The organism is Corynebacterium sp. HMSC076C10, from assembly GCF_001812455.1.
GTDB classification, from domain to species: domain Bacteria; phylum Actinomycetota; class Actinomycetes; order Mycobacteriales; family Mycobacteriaceae; genus Corynebacterium; species Corynebacterium jeikeium_D.
Genome location: NZ_KV809112.1, coordinates 1 through 19,802 on the forward strand (window position 1 = coordinate 1; position 19,802 = coordinate 19,802).

Below are 19,802 nucleotides of genomic sequence, written 5' to 3' on the forward strand. Positions count from 1 at the left end.
TATCCATGATGCAATGACCGCCTGACCCTACCGGTGCGAAAGTGTCATAAACTTAAGCACTTTCTTTTTGGGGTCTTCCTTTTTTTTTGGGGGGGGGGCATCCTGCGCGAACCAAGCCCCCGCAAACAGGCCGGCCCTGCGCCCGTCGTAAAGCGAACTAGTACGGCGAGACGGTGGAGCGGTGCATGTTGATGTCGATGTCGCGATGGATCGGCGGGAACGCGCGCTGCGGACAGGCCTCGCGGGAGCAGACCCTGCAGCCGGCACCGATTGGAGTGGCGGCGTCGAGGTCCGCGAGATCGAGACCATCGGCGTACACGGTGCGCTCAGCGTGACGGGCCTCGCAGCCCAAACCGATGGCAAAAACCTTACCTGGCTTGCCGAAACGTGCCGCGTGATGCTCCACGGTCCGCGAGATCCACATGTACGGCCGACCATCCGGCATGAGCGCGACCTGCCGCATGACCTTGCCGGGGTAGGAGAAGGTCTCGTAGACGTTCCACAGCGGGCAGGTACCGCCCGAATGCGTGAAGTGGAAGCCCGTGGCGGATTGACGTTTGGACATGTTGCCCGCGCGGTCGACGCGCACGAATGTCCACGGAATACCGCGCAAGCTGGGGCGTTGCATCGTGGACAGTCGGTGGCAGATGGTCTCGTAGCCCACGCCGTAAGTGCGCGACAACAGCTCGATGTCGTAGCGTTTCGACTCAGCCATCGCGTGGAACGACTCATACGGCAGAATCAGCGCCGCCGCGTAGTACGTCGCGACTCCGCGCTGCGCCAGCTTCCGCGACTCCTCCGACATGAAATGCCCGGACGCGACGGCTTCGGAAATGGTCTCGCCCTGCTCCAAAAACCCCAGCTCCGTGGCCATGCGGAAGGCCCGCTGTCCCGGCGAGAGGTGCCGCGCGAGGTAGAGCGTCTTCGTCCGCCGATCAAGGCTGTGCTGCACATCGCCTAACGACGATTCCAGCGCAATCCGAATCCCATGGTCGTTGGACAGCCTGTCGGCCAGCACAGAGACCACATCGGTGGTCTCGTCGGTGATGCGCAGCTCGCGGGCCAGCTCCTCAGCGGCGGTGTCGACCGAAGCGATGTAGTTCTGGCGGGCGTAGAAGTAGTCGCGGACCTCCTCATGTGGCATGGTCAGCGCCTGTGAGCCGGAGGCGGTGTCGGTGCTGTTGCCGAAGTTGCGCTCCTCGGTGGCCAGGGAGAGTTTGTCGGTGACGTTGCGGTAGCGGCGGTGGATATCCACCATGATGCGGGCGATGTCGGGATGGTCGCGAACCATTTCCGAGATCTCCTGCAGGTCCATGGGGGACTTAGCGATCTCCTTGTCCATCACCACGTCCTGAACCTCAGCGAGGAGGCGAGAATCGTCATCGCGGGAGAAGAAAGTCGCGTCAACGCCGAATGTGTCCGTGATGCGGAGCAGCACGGGCACAGTCAGCGGGCGGACGTCGTGCTCAATCTGGTTGACGTAACTAGCCGAGAGGCCCAACGCCTGCGCGAGCGCAGCCTGGCTGAGGTCGCGCTCGCGGCGTAGCTGGCGGAGGCGGGATCCGACATAGGTTTTCGACATACTGCCCAGCATATCGCGGGCTTTGCTGAACTTGTGTAGAAAACCGTTGCAACCTTTGCTTGCGTGTGTAGGTGCTGAGGTTCTCAGGCACGCTTAGTTGCCGGAGGTCGGAAACTCGAACTTCGGCAGGCCAGGCGAGCTCAAGGAATCAAAGAAGCTAGGTTGCGTGTTGACCAAAATCTGGCGTGGTTCCGACTTTGCGTCACCACGGGCTGCGGTGACGGAGACAGTGCCCGGGACAGCCGGTAGGAATCCGAGGTTGCATGAGAACGCACCCTCGTCGTCGGTCTTAGCTACGCAGCGGGCGCCGCCAGAGCCCAGTGCTTCGATAGTGGTGCCCGGCTCAGCCTTTCCGCTGATGACTGTTTGTGCCTTGGCAAAAGCGTTGGCGGGTTCGGCCTTTAGCTCCGAGGGAGCCTCGGGCGGGGCGACGGTAACGGTGATGGACTTGGCGGCCGAGCTGCTGCCGAGGATCTCAGCGGAGTCCTCGAGGACTGCCTTGACTTCGAAGTTTCCGGTGTTGGTTGGGGTCCAATCGCACGTGGCTGTGCCGGTGATGGCAGCGATATCGGCAGTGCAGAGGGTGCGGCTGCCACTGACGAAGCTCACCTTCTTACCTGCCAGGGAAGGAGCGTCCACGCCGTCGTTTGCACTGGCAGTAACCTTTGCTTTCAAGGTGAGCGGGCGATCCACCACTGCTGTGTCCGGAGTGTTAACCAGCTCTATGGACGTGCGGACGCGGCTAGCGTCGACAACGGTAATTCCTGGGCCGCCATTGAACTTGTCACTGCCGTAGGTCTTTGAGCTCAGAAAGCTTCCGTACTTGTAGTAAAACCCAGAAGTGAGTTCCTTGCCCTGTGCGCATGCGTCACTCACCTTGTACTGCAGAGTAAACGTGTGCGGGGCGTCCTTGTTAAAGGTCCAGTAGCCGGAGGCATCATTGGACTTGATGGCGGTGGCACCTGGCGTAGCAGTCACTTTGTCCTCGGGGAGTGTGATTGCGGAAGCGTTGCCGATCTGGAGTGTTGCAGAACCCGACTGGTACTCGAGGCAGGAGTCTACGTTGTTCTTCCAGTCGTAGATGTAGTCATTTCCAGAGGTTGTGGTGAAGGTTTGGGCGTAGGTGATGATTTCACCTGGAGCCGGTGTCGTGTTGCTGACAGTGCGGCTGTAAATGGATTGGCTGTCGGTATGGGTCGCAGTTGCGCTGTCTGCCATAGCAGCCGGAGCAGACAAGAGGGCAAATGCGGAGGCACAGGCTACTGCCGTGGTGATGCGCAGGGTCTTGCGAGAGGTCATGGCATTGCTTTCTATCGAAAGGGTCGTACGTCTGTCCGCTGAGCGGTCACTCAAGGACAGCTACCTGGAGAAGGGACCGGGAGATCTGAGGAGACCCGGGCAGCGGAATTACTCTGAGGCCTCGGCCTCGGTACCGGCAGTTTCTGCTGCCGGTACTGTTTCGGGGTTATCAGGGGCCTGTGAGCCTGGGCTCTGGAAGCCCGGGCTCTGTGGCGATGGCAGGCCTGGGGAGCCGAAGAATGCGCTGCCTGGTGTGCGAGTTCCCTCCTCGTAGCCGGTGAAAGCGTATGCGGCATTACTCTCATCGGTGCACATGATGAAGGCGGCAGCATCGAAATCCGTGCGCGGACCTGAGCTCGGGTTGTTCAGATAGACGGAGAAGTCGTGAGATGCACCAGGCTCAATGGTGAACGCGTCAATCAGACCTGCGTGACCCTTCACACGCTCAGTGGAGTAGTCCTTTGCAATCTGGTTGCGCTGGGCATTCGGGTCGCCAAGCAGTCCACCGAGTCCCTGTAGGAGCGGTCCGAGCATTCCCAGGTCCAGCTGTCCCAGTGGAATGTTGCCAATGATGGGGATGCCACCGATCTGGATTGGCACCTTGGGCAGTTCGCGGAAGGTGTTCTTGCGGTAATAATCCTCAGACTCCGCCACCAGCTTTGACGTGGTGACGTCGCCTGCGACCTTGCCGGAGCCACGTGGGCCAGCACAGGTGAACTTCTTATCTGAGGCGTTGGTGACCTTTCCGGAAATTTCAGTTGCGGCAGCATCAGCTGCATCCACGGTAACGGTCAGCAGCTTCGTGTCAGTGTGCACGACAATCGAGGATTGATCCGCGCCGGGCACGACATTGCTGTGGGTATCTGCAAGAGCGGGAGTGGTGGAAAGCAGAGTAACGGTGGCGGCTAGAGCCACTGCAGGAGTGGCGGCCTTAGCTACACGAGACAGAGAGAAAGTCATGGAATCCAGGTCCTTAGAGGCGAAGGGATAAGGGGCCGGGGAGGGGTCGTCGTAAAGCGGTGGTTTACTACGACATCTTTAGTGAGGGAGAAGGGAGGCCAGGCGAGCCGAGTGAACCGCCGAAGCCGCCGACCCTGGGAGCCTTGCCGGATTCGTAGCCCGCGAAGACGTACTGCTGCTTATGCGGATCATCGTTGTCCGTGCAGTAGACGAGAGCGGCGGCCTCGAAATCTGTTCGCTCGCCAGAACCTGGCTTATTCAGAACGACTTCGTGAGTGGAAGTGTCGAAAGGCTTGAGCTCGAAGACGGGAATCTCGCCAGTATGGCCGGCCAACTTTGCCTGCTCCCAGGCGCGGAAAAGCTGCGCGCGAGTGTTCAGCTGCTTGCCCAGGGCGGAGCCCAGCAGCCCGTCCGGAACAAATTCCAACAGTCCGTTGGTGGGGATGACACCCAGGAGAGGTACGTTGATGCCATCGGAAGGGACATTTGGCCAGGTGCGGTAGTAATCCACAGCCTGCGCGACGATTTCGGCTTCAGTCACCGTGTTAGGCAGTTGAGCTGGCTTCTTCGCATCGGTAGAAACACCCGGAGCGAAACAGGAGAAGTTGCTGTCGTAGTTGTTCTTAATTTCGACGGTGACGGTGTCTTCACCCTTGTTTTCCCCGACATTGACCTGGATTCGTGGGCTGTCGGTGACGACAACGTTGCCGTCAGACGATGCGCCGGGCAGAAGGCTGTTCATATCCTGCGCCGAGGCTACGGAGGCGGATCCGAAAACTACGGCAGTAGCTACTGCAATGACAGTGGCGGGCCTGACTGAGTTCTTGGGGGAAAGCGTACTGGACATGCGTGAGAAGAGTCCGGATTTCATAAACGTATCTTTCGTGGAGAAGTGAATATTCCCCGTGGCAACCACGCGCAACTGAAATCCCGAAGGGTTGGCGAGGAAGGATTGAAAAGCTCCGAAAACTATCCACGGGGGCATGGGATACGCACAGGAAGCTGTACCCATGACCACAAAGGGTGATACGGATGTTACCAGTGTGACTACTGTGACACATGTTGTAAGAATGCCACGGGGGTAACCACATTAATCCAGGTGGGAAGGCATTTATGAAATCAGATGCATTGCGGGGTAGCTGGCAATAGTCAAGCTCGTTGAAAGGTTGCACGCTTCACGACGGCCCGGAGTCGACACGTCGATGAACACACAAAAACACCCAGCGAGGGCTGCAAGTGCAACCCTCGCTGGGTGTTGAAGTTAGGCCCTTGACCTAAGCCCTAAGCCGAGTGACTTAGAACTGACCCTCCTCGGTGGAGCCCTTCAGGGCGGTGGTGGAGGAGTTCGGGTCGACGGTGGTGGCGATGCGGTCGAAGTAGCCAGCGCCAACCTCGCGCTGGTGCTTGACAGCGGTGAAGCCGCGCTTCTCGGCAGCCTCGAACTCGCGGTTCTGCAGGTCGACGAATGCGGACATCTGCTCGCGAGCGTAGCCGTAAGCCAGGTCGAACATGCCGTAGTTCAGGGCGTGGAAGCCAGCCAGGGTGATGAACTGGAACTTGAAGCCCATCTTGCCCAGCTCGTTCTGGAACTTGGCGATCTCGTCCTTCTCGAGGTGAGCGGACCAGTTGAAGGACGGGGAGCAGTTGTAAGCCAGGAGCTGGTCCGGGTACTCAGACTTGACGCCCTCAGCGAACTTCTTAGCCAGCTCGAGGTCCGGAGTACCGGTTTCCATCCAGATCATGTCAGCGTACGGAGCGTAGGACTTTGCGCGCGCGATGCACGGCTCCAGGCCGTTCTGGACGTGGTAGAAGCCCTCAGAGGTGCGGTCACCGGTGATGAACTTCTGGTCGCGCTCATCAACGTCGGAGGTGATGAGGGTAGCGGCCTCAGCGTCGGTGCGGGCGATGATGACGGTCGGGGTGTTGGAGACGTCAGCAGCCAGGCGAGCAGAGGTCAGGGTACGGATGTGCTGCTGGGTCGGAATCAGGACCTTGCCGCCCAGGTGGCCACACTTCTTCTCAGAAGCAAGCTGGTCCTCCCAGTGGGTACCAGCGGCACCAGCGTTGATCATGGCCTTCTGCAGCTCGTAGACGTTCAGAGCGCCACCGAAGCCAGCCTCACCGTCAGCGACGATCGGCAGCAGCCAGTTGTCGACGGAGTCGTCGCCCTCGATGCGAGCGATCTCGTCTGCGCGGAGCAGAGCGTTGTTGATGCGGCGAACGACGTTCGGCACGGAGTTAGCCGGGTACAGGGACTGGTCCGGGTAGGTGTGGCCGGAGAGGTTAGCGTCACCAGCAACCTGCCAACCGGAGAGGTAGACAGCCTTCAGGCCAGCGCGAGCCTGCTGAACGGCCATGTTACCGGTCAGTGCGCCCAGAGCGTTGATGTAGGAGTCGTCCTTAACGTTGACGCCTTCCCACAGGATCTCAGCGCCGCGGCGAGCGAGGGTGTTCTCCTCGACGACGGAGCCCTGGAGCTCAGCGACCTGCTCAGCGGTGTAGTCGCGGGTGATACCTTCCCAGCGCGGGTTCTCGTCCCAATCCTTCTGGATTTCGGCGGCGGTACGTGCCTTACCAACGTTAGACATAAACGGAGTCACTTCCTTTTGCTTGCTTTTTGAACTCCGGGTGCTGACTTAAGAACAATTCCTACAGAACCGATCTACAGGCTGACCCGATAGTGACCGCGGTGTCACGTGAATGCAGGGGGGCGCTAGCAAAGTGCTGTACCCCTGCACACAGACACGCGAACAAAAACAATGTCCGCTTCCGCGTGCCATGTCTCACATTTTGGGGCATAGCGCTACGTTCGTCAAGCAGCTTCCGATGTGAATTCAAGTATGTAATACGGATAACACTTGTGAAGATTGCAAACATTGTGATGTGTAGCTTGGCTTTAGCAATTTTCGCCTGTGACCGGCCGGTACATTTGTACTGTTATTTCCCTATGGCGGGCTCGCGAATAATTTTCCCCCCGCTTTGGGGTGATTTATATTTTGGTATTTATCAAAGCTGGCCGTTAACAGTGTTTGGGGTTTAGGGGGTGTTTCGCTACCCCCGAAATTATGGCCGTAAAGGTAGAAACGGGCTTCTAAATACACTGCCGTTACACCGTCAGTACCCCGCCGGAGCATCCCTGGGTAGTGGCCAGGGTCTCGGTTGTCATCTCGCTTTTATGGTCTGGTTTGAAGGCGGAGGCTGTAGCGACGTGATTGGTCGCTGGCCGTTGATATGCAGGTCGCAATAGTAAATGTCTGTGAGGCGCGACACTTTCCCATTGTGTGTGGTGTTCTGTGGCTGGAGGAAAGAGTGCCGGGGATGCTGCAGTCAATGCGGGTGGGGGAGGGCTGGTTGTGGCGTCAGGACTGAATGCCCGAATGGTCATTGGGGAGGGGTGGGGTCTGTTCGCAGGGTGCTCGTCGTAAAGCGAATGAAATGGCAAATGTGAGTGGCGCTATACCGGGCTGGCGGTTGGCGGTTATGGAAAAAGACGGTTCATAAGTGCGCCGAATCACATACAGTAGGGGAACAACGCATCCAGTGTGAGCCGCTGACGTGGCCGTGGCTGGATGGGCAAATTGCAATCAATAGTTTTGAGGAGAGCAATGGCACAGCGTATTTCGGCAGGTGGAATGCAGGTCGCGAAGGTTCTTTACGACTTCGTTAATGACACCGCACTCCCCGCCGCCGGCATTGAGGACAAGGACGCGTTCTGGAACGGCTTCGGTGACATTGTCGCTAAGTACACTCCGCGCAACCGCGAGCTGCTGGCCAAGCGCGATGAGCTGCAGGAAAAGCTCGACGCTTGGTACAAGGAACACCCGGGCGAGCAGAATCAGGATGAGTACGTCGCATTCCTGAAGGAAATTGGCTACCTCGTTGACAACCCGGGTGACTTCCAGGTCACCACCGCTAACGTCGACACCGAGATCACTTCCACGGCTGGCCCGCAGCTGGTTGTGCCGGTTCTCAACGCCCGTTTCGCCATCAACGCTGCGAACGCACGCTGGGGCTCGCTTTACGACGCGCTGTACGGCACCAACGCTATTCCTGAAGATGGCGGTGCGGAGAAGGACACCCCGGGCTACAACAAGGTCCGCGGTGACCGCGTTATCGCATGGGGTCGTAACTTCCTGGACAAGGCTCTGCCGCTGGTCGACGGTTCCCACGCGGACGTCACCTCTTACGACATCGTCGACGGTCACCTGCAGGCAACCCTGGAAGGTGGCGCTACCTCCGGTCTGCGCGAGCCGGAGACCCTGGTCGGCTACACCGGTGATAAGGACGCGCCGGAGTCCATTTACTTCAAGCACAACGGTCTGCACATCCAGCTGCTGATTGACCCGGAGTCCCCGGTTGGCAAGACCGACAAGGCTGGCGTCAAGGACATCATCCTGGAAGCCGCTGTCACCAACATCATGGACCTCGAGGACTCTGTCGCCGCAGTTGACGCTGCAGACAAGACCCTGGGTTACACCAACTGGCTGGGCCTGAACGTCGGTGACCTCGCAGTCGAGTTCACCCGTGGCGGCAAGAAGCTGTCCCGTACCATCAATGACGACCGCACCTACACCGCTCTTGACGGTTCCGAGGTCACCCTGCACGGTCGTTCCCTGAACCTGGTCCGTAACGTCGGCCACCTGATGCAGAACCCGGCCATCCTCGACCGCGACGGCGAGGAGATTTTCGAGGGCATCATGGATGCCGTCGTCACCGCTGTGTGTGCAATCCCGGGCCTGGACCAGGACAACGCACGTAAGAACTCCCGTACCGGTTCGATCTACATCGTGAAGCCGAAGCAGCACGGCCCGGATGAGGCTGCATTCACCAACGAGCTGTTCGCAGACGTTGAGAAGCTGCTGGGTCTTCCGCACAACACCCTGAAGGTCGGCCTGATGGACGAGGAGCGTCGTACCTCCGTCAACCTGGACGCCGCCATCAAGGCTGTTTCCGAGCGCGTCGTCTTCATTAACACCGGCTTCATGGACCGCACTGGTGATGAGATCCACACCTCCATCCAGGCTGGTCCGATGTTCCGCAAGGCTGTTCAGAAGACCGCTCCGTGGATGCTGGCTTACGAGGACAACAACGTCGACTCCGGTCTGGCACACGGCCTGCAGGGCAAGGCTCAGATTGGTAAGGGCATGTGGGCCATGACCGAGCAGATGGCTGAGCTGTTGGAGCAGAAGATCGGTCAGCCGAAGCAGGGTGCTTCCACCGCGTGGGTTCCGTCCCCGACCGGTGGTGTCCTGCACGCTACCCACTACCACGAGGTTGACGTCTTCGGCGTTCAGGACAAGCTGCTTACCGACGGTCGCCGCGACACCTTCGGTGATCTGCTCACCATCCCGGTAGCGGCAGCTAAGGCTGGCGAGCCGGGCGCTGACTGGTCCGATGAGGACAAGGCCAACGAGCTGGATAACAACTGCCAGTCCATCCTGGGCTACGTTATCCGCTGGGTTGAGCAGGGTGTTGGCTGCTCCAAGGTGCCGGACATCAACGATGTTGACCTGATGGAGGACCGCGCTACCCTGCGTATTTCCTCCCAGACTCTGGCTAACTGGCTGCTGCACGGTGTTGTCACCGAGGAGCAGATCATCGATTCGCTTCAGCGCATGGCCGAGGTCGTTGACCGCCAGAACGAGGGCGATGAGGCATACCTGCCGATGGCTCCGGACTTCGACAAGTCCATTGGTTTCCAGGCCGCCAAGGAGCTCATCCTCGATGGTGTGAACCAGCCGTCCGGTTACACCGAGCCGATCCTGCACCGCCGTCGCCTGGAGTTCAAGAAGCGCGAGGGCATCGACCAGGATTAATTCTTGGTCGGGCTGCGGCTGCCGAGCCTGAAATAACAAAATAGATATCCATACTGCCGGTGTGTAGGTGGTATTGGCTAACCTCTGATGCCAATTCCGCATGCGCGCCGGCAGTTTTGTTTTTGGGGGAAGCGCACCATGATTCTCAGATTCGAGATACCCGGGTTCGCAAGCGGGGCAGGGGCAACGTTGCTAGCGTTGATTGGGAAGTTAATTGAGAAAATGCAGTCTGCAACGTCCAAGGAGCTGCGCCCCCCCATGACTAATTCCACGACCGACAGTGCTACCAACCTCGCCAAGGCCAAAGAATTCCTCCATAGCGCGGGCGCAATCCTTTTTGACCTCGACGGAGTGATTACCCCTACCGCCGATGTGCACGAGCAGGCGTGGGCGGACATGTTTAGCGACTACTTCGAGCACAAGGGTGTCTCGGCCTACACAGAGGAGGACTACTTCACCTACCTCGATGGCCGCCGCCGCGATGAGGGCATCGCAGCAATCCTGGAATCTCGCGGCATTTCGCTGCCGCACGGTAGCGATGAGGACACAGCGAAAGACGAGACGATTGTCGGGCTCGGGAAGCGCAAAAATGATGACTTCTTGGCGCGAGTCGAGAGGGGAATTGAGGCCTACCCGGGGTCGGTTGCGCTGCTCGACGAGTTACAGGGCGCGGGGGACTCGTCGGCAAGCGAAGAACCGCAGTTGGCGGTGGTTAGCTCGTCGAAGAACGCGGTGCCGGTGCTGACGGCCGCTGGGCTGCGTGAGCGGTTCGTGGAGATTGTTGACGGCGTGGTGGCGCACGAGAACAACCTGCCGGGGAAGCCAGCCGCCGATACTTTCGTGTACGCGGCGAAGAATCTGGGGGTGGCGCCGCGCGATGCTGTGGTGGTCGAGGATGCCATCAGTGGTGTGCAAGCGGGTGCAGCCGGCGCATTCGGTCTGGTCATTGGTGTTGACCGCGGTGCTGGCGCAGAAGCGCTGCGCCGAGCGGGCGCCGACGTTGTGGTCAGTGACTTGGCGGCACTCGTCTAGGCTGGCTCGTGACAAATGGCTGAGACAAAACCGGAAGGCATCATGGCCAACGATTCGACCACAGCAGCAGTCGACGAGACTGAGCGTGTGATTCCGCAGGGGCAGGGTCACGACGCGGAGACCGCAGAGGCTGAAAAACAGGAGGAGACGGTGTCCCCAGTTCGTCGTAAGCAGCGTCGTAACTTCCCGGCGGATCGTGCGGATAAGCACCACCACCTTGTAAATGCCGAGGGACTCATGGACCGAGACATCACTCCGGTCGATGAGTGGCGTCTGATTGAGACGAAGCCGAACGGCCTCCCGCTCGGTTTGGGCGAGACGCTGTTTGCGCTGTCGAACGGGTACATCGGCATGCGTGGCAACCCGCCGGAGGGCCGTGACTCCAGTGAGCACGGCACTTATATTAACGGTCTGCATGAGACCTGGCCGATTAGGCACGCCGAGGACGCCTACGGCCTAGCCCGTCAGGGGCAGACGATTGCCAATGCTCCGGACGCCAAGGCAATGCGTCTCTACATTGACGATGATCCCCTGCGTCTCGGCAATGCTGAGGTCAGCGACTACGAACGTAGCCTGGATTTCCGCGAGGGTGTGCTGCGTCGTCGGTTCATTTGGCGCACCCCGGGTGGCAAGCGCGTTCGCGTCACCTCTGAGCGCATGGTGTCTTTCCAGGAAAAGCATGTCGCCGCGATGAGTCTGGAAGTCGAGCTGCTGGATGCGGATGCTGCGGTGATGATTAACTCGCAGATCCTCAACCGCCAGGACGGCGAGGACGAATACCACGATGCCGCTAAGGCGCAGGGCACCGAACTGGATCCCCGTCGCGCCGAGGCGCTGGAAGACCGCGTTCTCATTCCGGCATTTCAGTCGGAATCGGCGCACGGGCAGCGCTCGACGCTGGGCTACCGCTGCGCGAACTCCGGTATGACCGTGGCTACCTCCATGGACCACACCTTTACTGTCCGCACTCCCGACGGCACGGAGCCGTTCGTAGAGATTTCGCAGTCGACCGAGCCGGATGTGGCCAGCTCCCTGTTCAACCTGGATGCGCCAGTCGGCACTGTCATACGCCTGGAGAAGCTGGTCGCGTACCACTCCTCCCGTAAGGTGCGTGCTGAAGAGCTGGCATTCCGCTGTGAACGCACCCTGAACCGCGTCGGTCGCATCGGCATGCTGGGGCTGATGGAGAACCAGGAGGAGTGGCTCGAACGCTTCTGGGAGCGCTCTGACGTGGTCATTTACAATCAGCCGGAGATTCAGCAGGCAGTGCGCTGGAACATTTGGCAGATTATCCAGGCCGCCGCCCGCGCCGAATTCCAAGGCGTCCCGGCCAAGGGAATGACCGGCACCGGCTACGGCGGCCACTACTTCTGGGACACGGAAATCTACGTGACCCCATTCCTTACCTATACGTCGCCGCAATTCTCGCGCAATGCCATGCGTTTCCGCTGGGACATGCTCGAAGCCGCGTGGGCGCGTGCCGACGAACTGGCGCACGACGGTGCCCTCTTCCCGTGGCGCACTATCAATGGTCAGGAGTCCTCGGCCTACTTTGAGGCCGGCACGGCGCAGTACCACATCGATGCGGACATCGTGTACGCGATGATGAAGTACGTCTATGCCTCCGGCGATGAGGAGTTCCTGCTCAAGGAGGGCACGGATCTGCTGCTCGGCACGGCCAGGTTTTGGATGTCGCTGGGATTCTTCGATGCCGAACAGCGAGAGTTCCAGATTCACAGCGTCACCGGTCCAGATGAGTACAACACCGTGGTGAACAACAACCTGTACACCAACGTGATGGCGCAGTATAACCTGCGGGTTGCTGCGGACGTCGTCAAGCAGATGAAGCGTGATCGCCCTGCTGCCTATCGCGAACTGACCAACCGCTTCGACCTCACCGAGCGCGAGGTTGAAGAGTGGGAGCAGGCCGCTGAGGCGATGTACATCCCGTTCGATGAGAAGCTCGGCATTCACCCTCAGGATGACCAGTTCCTACTGCGTAAGCGCTGGAATCTCGACGATCCCGAGGTTGGCCCGCTGCGCCCGCTGCTGCTGCATTACCACCCGCTGACGATTTACCGGCACCAGGTCATTAAGCAGGCGGACGTCGTCCTCGCACTGTTCCTCATGGGCAATCGCTTTACGACGGAACAAAAGCGCGCAGACTACATGTATTACGATCCGCTCACCACCGGTGATTCCTCGCTGTCCGCCGTTGTGCAGTCCATTGTTGCGGCCGAGTTGGGCTTGCAGGATCAGGCAATGGACTTCTTCCTACGCGGACTCTATGTGGACCTGGCGAACTTGCATGGCAACGCTGCCGATGGTGTCCACGTCGCATCTGCCGGTGGTGTGTGGCAGTCCCTGGTCTATGGTTTCGGTGGTTTCCGCGATCATGACGGCCGCTACAGCATTGACCCGCGTCTGCCGGAGGACTGGAGCGGTCTGACGTACCGAGTCACTATTCGTGGTTGTCGTATCCGAGTGACGGTGCGCGGGCGCACGGTGGAAGTCGTCCTGGAGGAGGGCGACCACCAGGTTGGGCCGATTATGGTCGCAGGACATGAGGTGATCATTGGCCCGGAGCCGTTGACCGTGGTGATGGCGAACTCGGATCAGAGCGAGGATTAGTCGGACGGCTTCGGCCGTACACGGCGCCAATAGGGGGGGGGATTGCCTGTTGGGGGTGGCTGTTTGGGCCTTTGGGGAATTCGGCAGGGGTAAAAATAAAGAATTTCGCAACATAAATATTGAGTATTAAATCCGTCCACCTGAGAAAAGTGGGCGGTTTTTTTATTTTCGTGCTATTTATGTTGCGTTATTAGTCGGTTTGGGCGGGTGAAAAATCGGCAAAAGTCGGGGTAGGCGCGTTTTTATGGTGGGGGAGAGGGGTTATGCAGCGACGACCTCAGAAGTGGCTAAAATGCGATAACCTGAGAAAAGGCGGAGAAAAGACCTAGGTAACCTGTGAAAATCCCCACCCAAAAGGGGGAAAAATGTTTACCAGACGCTGTGTGACTTTAGAGTGAATATGACACTGGAGGTGCCATGACTGTTAAAAGTTCAAACCGTGACGCAATCGCGCACGGCAAAATTAATGTAGAACCGCTGCGCGAGCAGCCTAAATACCCTTCATGGGCTCTGAAGCTGACCATGGCCGTCACTGGCGTGCTGTTTGGCCTCTTCGTTATTGTCCACATGCTGGGTAACCTGAAGATTTTCGCTGGCGAGGAAGACTTCAACGCATACGCGACCTTCCTGCGCACTGTCGGTGCTCCGGCAGTTCCGAACGAGGGCATTCTGTGGGTTTTCCGCATTGTCCTGCTGGTAGCTATTGTCCTGCACATTTTCGGTGGCCTCACCCTGGCTGCACGTGCTAAGCAGTCCCGCGGCAAGTTCCGCCGTCAGGGCATGGTGTCCAGCTGGAACACCTTTACTGCACGTTCGATGGTAATCACCGGCATTGTGCTGCTGGCCTTCATCATCTTCCACCTGCTGGACCTGACCATCGGTGCTGGCGTTGCTCCGTCTTCTTTCGAGCACGGTGAGGCATACCAGAACGTGGTTGCGTCCTTCTCGCGTCCGGGTGTTGTGGTTTGGTACATCATTGCGCAGCTTGCTCTGCTGCTGCACCTGTCCCACGGTCTGTGGACCGCTACTTCCGACCTCGGTATCACCGGTAAGCGCTGGCGCAAGGTTCTGCTGTTCCTGTCCGGCCTGCTGCCGCTGCTGGTTGTTGTCGGCAACATCTTCATCCCAGTCGCCGTCCTGACCGGTCTGGTCTCGTAGGTCGAGGAGGAAATTTACTATGACTAACACTGAAGCAACCGTCGCTGCGGACTTCCGCGCGCCGGAAAGCGCTGTCGACGGGGTCAAGATCGGCAAGGTTCTGTCCGATAACTCCCCGGGTGACAAGGTCTCCATGAAGGACCACTGGCAGTACCAGAAGGATCACGCCAACCTGGTTTCGCCGCTGAACCGTCGTAAGTTCCGCGTCATGGTCGTCGGTACCGGCCTGGCTGGCGGCGCTGCCGCTGCTGCGCTCGGCGAGCTCGGCTACGACGTGCAGGTTTTCACCTACCACGACGCTCCGCGCCGTGCGCACTCCATTGCTGCACAGGGTGGTGTCAACTCCGCTCGCGGTAAGAAGGTCGACAACGACGGCGCTTACCGCCACGTCAAGGACACCGTTAAGGGCGGCGACTACCGCTGCCGCGAGAACGACTGCTGGCGTCTGGCTGTCGAGTCTGTCCGCGTCATCGACCACCTGAATGCAATTGGTGCTCCGTTCGCTCGCGAGTACGGCGGTACCCTGGCAACCCGTTCCTTTGGTGGTGTGCAGGTCTCCCGTACGTACTACACCCGTGGTCAGACGGGTCAGCAGCTGCAGCTGTCGACTACCTCGGCTCTGCAGCGTCAGATTGGTCTCGGCAACGTCGAGATCTTCACCCACAACGAGCTGGTTGACATCATCGTCGCCGACGGCCGTTGCCAGGGTGCCATCATGCGTAACCTCATCAATGGTGAGCTGACCGTTCACACTGCTCACGCAGTTATTCTGGCTACCGGCGGTTACGGCAACGTCTACCACATGTCCACGCTGGCCAAGAACTCCAACGCTTCGGCCATCATGCGTGCATACGACCAGGGTGCTTACTTCGCATCCCCGTCCTTCATCCAGTTCCACCCGACCGGTCTTCCGGTCAACGCGCACTGGCAGTCGAAGACCATTCTGATGTCCGAGTCCCTGCGTAACGACGCACGTATTTGGACCCCGAAGAAGAAGGGCGACGAGCGCCCGGCCAACGACATCCCGGAGGACGAGCGCGACTACTTCCTGGAGCGTCGCTACCCGGCATTCGGTAACCTCGTCCCGCGTGACGTCGCTTCCCGCGCCAACTCTCAGCAGATTAACGCCGGCTACGGTGTTGGCCCGCTGAAGAACTCCGTCTATCTGGATCTGCGTGACGCAATTGAGCGCCTGGGCCAGCCGGTCATCAAGGAACGCTACTCGAACCTGATTCAGATGTACGAAGAGGCAATCGGTGAGGACCCGTACAAGGTTCCGATGCGTATTGCTCCAACCTGCCACTTCACCATGGGTGGCCTGTGGTCTGACTTCAACCAGATGACCTCCATCCCGGGTCTGTTCACCGGTGGCGAGGCATCCTGGACCTACCACGGTGCAAACCGCCTGGGTGCAAACTCCCTGCTGTCCGGTTCGGTTGACGGTTGGTTCACCCTGCCGTTCACCATTCCGAACTACCTCGGCCCGCTGCTCGGTACCGACCGCCTGGCTGAGGATGCCCCGGAGGCCAAGGAAGCACTGGACCGCGCTCAGGCTCGCCTGGACAAGCTGATGAGCATCCAGGGTAAGCACGGCGCTGAGTACTTCCACCGCCAGCTCGGTGAGATTCTCTACCGCGACTGTGGTGTGGCCCGTAACAAGGAAGACCTGGCTCGCGGTATCGAGGAGATCCGCGAACTGCGTAAGGCATTCTGGTCTGACCTGTTCATTCCGGGTGAGCCGAACGAGATGAACCAGCAGCTCGAGTACGCTAACCGCGTTGCTGACTACATCGACCTCGGTGAGCTCATGTGTGTCGACGCCCTCGACCGCGATGAGTCCTGCGGTGCTCACTACCGCGATGACCACATCTCCGAAGATGGCGAGGCAGAGCGCGATGACGCTAACTGGTGCTTCGTTTCCGCATGGGAGCGAGGCAACAACGGTCCTGCATGGGATCAGTCCGGTCACGAATTCATTCGCCACGCCGAGCCGCTCACCTTCGAAGCCGTCCCGCTCATGACAAGGAACTACAAGTAATGAAACTGCACCTTGAAATCTGGCGCCAAGCAGGTCCGAACGTCGAGGGACACTTTGAATCCGTTGACGTTGACGACGCCGTCGCAGAGATGTCGATCCTGGAGCTGCTTGACCACGTCAACTCCAAGTACGTCGAGTCCGGCAAGGAGCCGTTCGCGTTCGCATCTGACTGCCGTGAGGGTATCTGTGGTACCTGTGGTCTGAACGTCAACGGTCGTCCGCACGGCCCGGGCCAGAACACCCCGACCTGTCAGCAGCGTCTGCACCAGTTCAGCGATGGTGACACCCTGAAGATCGAGCCGATGCGCTCCGCCGCATACCCGGTCATCAAGGACATGGTCGTTGACCGCTCCGCTCTGGACCGTGTCCTCGAGCAGGGTGGCTACGTCTCCATCAACGCTGGTACCGCTCCGGATGCAGATACTCTGCACCTGAACCACGAGACCGCTGAGTTCGCACTTGACCACGCAGCCTGCATCGGCTGTGGTGCTTGTGTGGCAGCTTGCCCGAACGGTGCTGCACATCTGTTCACCGGCGCAAAGCTGGTTCACCTCTCCCTGGTCCCGCTGGGTAAGGAAGAGCGTGGCAAGCGTGCTCGCAAGATGGTTGACGAGGTCGAAGGCACCTTCGGTCCGTGCTCCCTCTATGGTGAATGTGCTGACGTCTGCCCGGCAGGTATCCCGCTGACTGCGGTTGCCGCCGTTACCAAGGAACGAGCTCGTTCGTTCTTCCGCGGTAAGGACGACTAAACTCTTTCTCAATTAGAGTTTTCCAGAAGGGACATAGATTATGGCGAATGCAGTCAAGCGTTACCAGGGCGAAGAGCACTTCGTCGACGGTTACGTGCCTCAGAGCATGAATGCCGAATACTCCTCGCTTCACAAGAGCATTACCTGGATTGGCATGGGACTCATGCTCGCCTCTCTGGCGGCTTGGGGTACCTTCATTTTCGGTCTCGCAACGACCGTTTTTGCCGACCAGACTGCTGCCTCTCACAGCAATGGTTTCCTGGCTAAGGATGCCGCCAACTACACCGACTACACCGGTGGTTGGAACTTCGACGGCAGCGTGTTCATGTGGGCTGGCCTGGTAGTCGCACTGGTTATGGTTATTGCGGGTGTGGCCTGCATCTCCATCGGTCGTCGTGACTACAAGGCTTACCGAAAGGAATTCGGCACTCACCACTAAAGGCTCGCCCCAGTTTAAAGGGGCTCGCCTCTAGTCGGATGCAACGCTAGCCTTTTGAACTAGCACCTCCACAGTTGATGCCACCGTGCACAGTGTGCTGAGGTAGGGAAGTACTGAGAAGTACTTCTCTCACCAACAGCGGACTGCGGCGCGGTGGCATTTTCGCGTTTTCGGCGCCTAATCTATACACATGGATAACAACCCCGCTAAGCTCCCGGCAGCTGTCGATTCGGTCTCGGACCGTCTCGAAGTTCCCGGGCCATCACCTGAGGTTGAATCGGAAAAACGTGCGCAACTGCGTAAGGCCAAGGCCTTCGCTACGATGCTGCTGGTCATCGCAACCGCTGTGTATTTCACATGCCGCGGTATTGAGTCTTCACACCTATCCGCAGGCGAAGTTGTGCCCGCGTGGGTGGGCTACGTTCGCGCTGCTTCTGAGGCCGGCATGGTCGGTGCCCTCGCCGACTGGTTCGCAGTCGTAGCCCTGTTCCGCCACCCGCTCGGCATTCCTATCCCACACACCGCTATCGTCCGCCGCAAGAAGGACCAAGTCGGTGAGTCCCTGGCGCAGTTCGTCGGTGATAACTTCCTGAACCCCGCTTTGATTGTGGACAAGGTGCGTAAGGCCGAGATTCCTGAGCGTATCGGCGAATGGCTGGTAGCGCCGGGAAACGCCGACAAAGTGTCCGCAGAGGTCGGTAAGTTCACCGGAAATGTGCTGGAGGCGATTAATCCTGACGATGCCGCCGCAGTGCTGAAGTCAGCAGTCATCGACGAAGTTGCAGCCCCGGAGTGGGGGCCACCAGCGGGTAAGGTTCTCGAGCAGCTCATCGAAGAGGGGCGCACCGAGCCTATTGTCCAGCAGATGGCTGAGTGGCTGCACCGGAAGTCGCTGGGCTCGCAGAATCTTATCGACCGACTTGTCGGAGAGCGCGCCCCCTCCTGGGCACCGAGCTTTGTCAACGATCTCATCGGCGACAAGGTCTATCGCGAGCTGGTTGACTGGACCTGGCAGGTGCAGCATGACCCTAAGCACGACGCGCGCCTGGCGCTCCACCGCTTCCTCACGCAGCTCGCCGTTGATTTGCAGAACGACGAGAAGACCATCGCCAAGGTCGAAGAAATTAAGACTGACATTCTTTCGTCCGCCGCTGTCACACAGGCACCGGCGAAGATTTGGGCATCAACATCCGCAAAGCTTGTCGACGCTGCCCGCGACCCGGACTCCCTGCTCCGTCGGAAGGTCTCGGAAACGGCCGCCCGCTACGGCGAGCGAATCCAGTCCGATCCTGAGTTGCGCAAACGAATGGACCGCCGTCTGGAAGCGGCTGTCGTCTTCATCGCTGAGAACTACGCGGGCGAGATTACCTCGATCATTTCCGAGACCGTCGAGCGTTGGGACGCCGATGAGGCTTCCGACAAGATTGAACTGATGGTCGGTCGCGATCTGCAGTTCATTCGCGTTAACGGCACTGTTGTCGGATCACTGGCCGGTTTGGCTATTTACACCCTGTCGACCTTGGTGTTTGGGGCTATTTAGCAGCACAACCCAGCACATCAGACCGTGTGCGTTAGCATGTAAAAAGCAATGCATCCCTGTTAAAGGAGTTGTTCCCCCGGTGCGCCTGTTACCATCTTTGCCCAGTCTTGCGGATTCGCCGCTGATGGCAATTTCCGTCTATGTGGACGTCCTGTTTCAGTTCGCCATTCCGTTTGTCATCGGCATCTTGGCGCTAATCGGTGCGGTGCTTGTCATCACCACCCGCGCGGATGCCTTTGACGCTGCAGACCGCAAGAGCCGCAACGTCTGGGCCGGCATGCTGGTCGGTTCGGCTATCTTCCTGCTCCTGCCGTGGCTGGGCTGGGCAATGCTGGGCATCCCGCTGATTGCCGGACTAGTCATCACGGGTATTTACTGGTTGGATGTTCGCCCACAGATCAAGGACATTTTGTCGAACGCACAGGGCGGGTATTAGTCCCGGGCGGGTGCTAGCCCAGGGCGGGTGTTAGCCCGTACAACTGAGAAAGTGTCTGGGTTTATGACAGTTTCTGGGTGAAAAACCCGGGGTAGGGTCAGGCGGTCATTGCATCATGGATA

Annotated in this window: 14 protein-coding genes; 9 read left to right on the forward strand and 5 right to left on the reverse strand. The window is 59.2% G+C overall.

Annotated features, from left to right (window positions below):
- Positions 1–157 precede the first annotated feature (157 nt).
- The 5 genes from ramB to aceA form a co-directional block, all read right to left on the reverse strand.
- Complete coding sequence (ramB, locus tag HMPREF2857_RS05230; RefSeq protein WP_038629316.1) at positions 158–1,582, reverse strand: acetate metabolism transcriptional regulator RamB; 1,425 nt, start codon at positions 1,580–1,582, stop codon at positions 158–160.
- A gap of 93 nt (positions 1,583–1,675) precedes the next feature.
- Positions 1,676–2,881, reverse strand: coding sequence for an Ig-like domain-containing protein (locus HMPREF2857_RS05235; RefSeq protein WP_070643017.1), 1,206 nt, complete (start codon positions 2,879–2,881; stop codon positions 1,676–1,678).
- Between the two features lie 108 nt (positions 2,882–2,989).
- The gene (locus HMPREF2857_RS05240) at positions 2,990–3,841 is read right to left on the reverse strand and encodes a hypothetical protein (RefSeq protein WP_070643019.1); all 852 of its coding nucleotides are present in this window, start codon (positions 3,839–3,841) and stop codon (positions 2,990–2,992) included.
- A 67-nt stretch (positions 3,842–3,908) separates the two neighbouring features.
- Positions 3,909–4,688, reverse strand: coding sequence for a hypothetical protein (locus tag HMPREF2857_RS05245; protein WP_141752732.1), 780 nt, complete (start codon positions 4,686–4,688; stop codon positions 3,909–3,911).
- Positions 4,689–5,136: 448 nt separating this feature from the next.
- On the reverse strand, positions 5,137–6,429 hold the full coding sequence (gene aceA, locus HMPREF2857_RS05250; protein ID WP_070643023.1) for an isocitrate lyase: 1,293 nt from the start codon (positions 6,427–6,429) through the stop codon (positions 5,137–5,139).
- 1,017 nt (positions 6,430–7,446) lie between these two features.
- On the opposite strand from aceA, the gene HMPREF2857_RS05255 reads away from it, so the two are divergent.
- The 9 genes from HMPREF2857_RS05255 (at position 7,447) to HMPREF2857_RS05295 (ending at position 19,680) form a co-directional block, all read left to right on the forward strand.
- The gene (locus HMPREF2857_RS05255; protein ID WP_070643025.1) at positions 7,447–9,657 is read left to right on the forward strand and encodes a malate synthase G; all 2,211 of its coding nucleotides are present in this window, start codon (positions 7,447–7,449) and stop codon (positions 9,655–9,657) included.
- Positions 9,658–9,915: 258 nt separating this feature from the next.
- Positions 9,916–10,689, forward strand: a complete 774-nt coding sequence (locus HMPREF2857_RS05260; RefSeq protein ID WP_210384775.1) for an HAD family hydrolase — start codon at positions 9,916–9,918, stop codon at positions 10,687–10,689.
- Positions 10,690–10,704: 15 nt separating this feature from the next.
- A complete protein-coding gene (locus HMPREF2857_RS05265; protein WP_070643027.1) occupies positions 10,705–13,320 on the forward strand; it encodes a glycoside hydrolase family 65 protein in 2,616 nt (871 codons plus the stop codon).
- Positions 13,321–13,737: 417 nt separating this feature from the next.
- Positions 13,738–14,478, forward strand: coding sequence for a succinate dehydrogenase cytochrome b subunit (locus HMPREF2857_RS05270; RefSeq protein ID WP_070643028.1), 741 nt, complete (start codon positions 13,738–13,740; stop codon positions 14,476–14,478).
- Between the two features lie 19 nt (positions 14,479–14,497).
- Positions 14,498–16,516, forward strand: coding sequence for a fumarate reductase/succinate dehydrogenase flavoprotein subunit (locus HMPREF2857_RS05275; protein ID WP_016421965.1), 2,019 nt, complete (start codon positions 14,498–14,500; stop codon positions 16,514–16,516).
- Positions 16,516–17,265, forward strand: coding sequence for a succinate dehydrogenase/fumarate reductase iron-sulfur subunit (locus HMPREF2857_RS05280; protein WP_016421966.1), 750 nt, complete (start codon positions 16,516–16,518; stop codon positions 17,263–17,265). The genes HMPREF2857_RS05275 and HMPREF2857_RS05280 overlap by 1 nt, the downstream gene beginning before the upstream one ends.
- A 40-nt stretch (positions 17,266–17,305) precedes the next feature.
- Positions 17,306–17,704 carry a hypothetical protein gene (locus tag HMPREF2857_RS05285; protein ID WP_049172374.1) on the forward strand — a complete coding sequence of 133 codons (399 nt, stop codon included), beginning with the start codon at positions 17,306–17,308 and terminating at the stop codon, positions 17,702–17,704.
- A 190-nt stretch (positions 17,705–17,894) separates the two neighbouring features.
- Positions 17,895–19,244 (forward strand): DUF445 domain-containing protein, encoded by a 1,350-nt coding sequence (locus tag HMPREF2857_RS05290; protein WP_070643030.1) that lies wholly within the window; start codon positions 17,895–17,897, stop codon positions 19,242–19,244.
- 79 nt (positions 19,245–19,323) lie between these two features.
- Positions 19,324–19,680 (forward strand): DUF2516 family protein, encoded by a 357-nt coding sequence (locus tag HMPREF2857_RS05295; RefSeq protein WP_016421969.1) that lies wholly within the window; start codon positions 19,324–19,326, stop codon positions 19,678–19,680.
- Positions 19,681–19,802 lie beyond the last annotated feature (122 nt).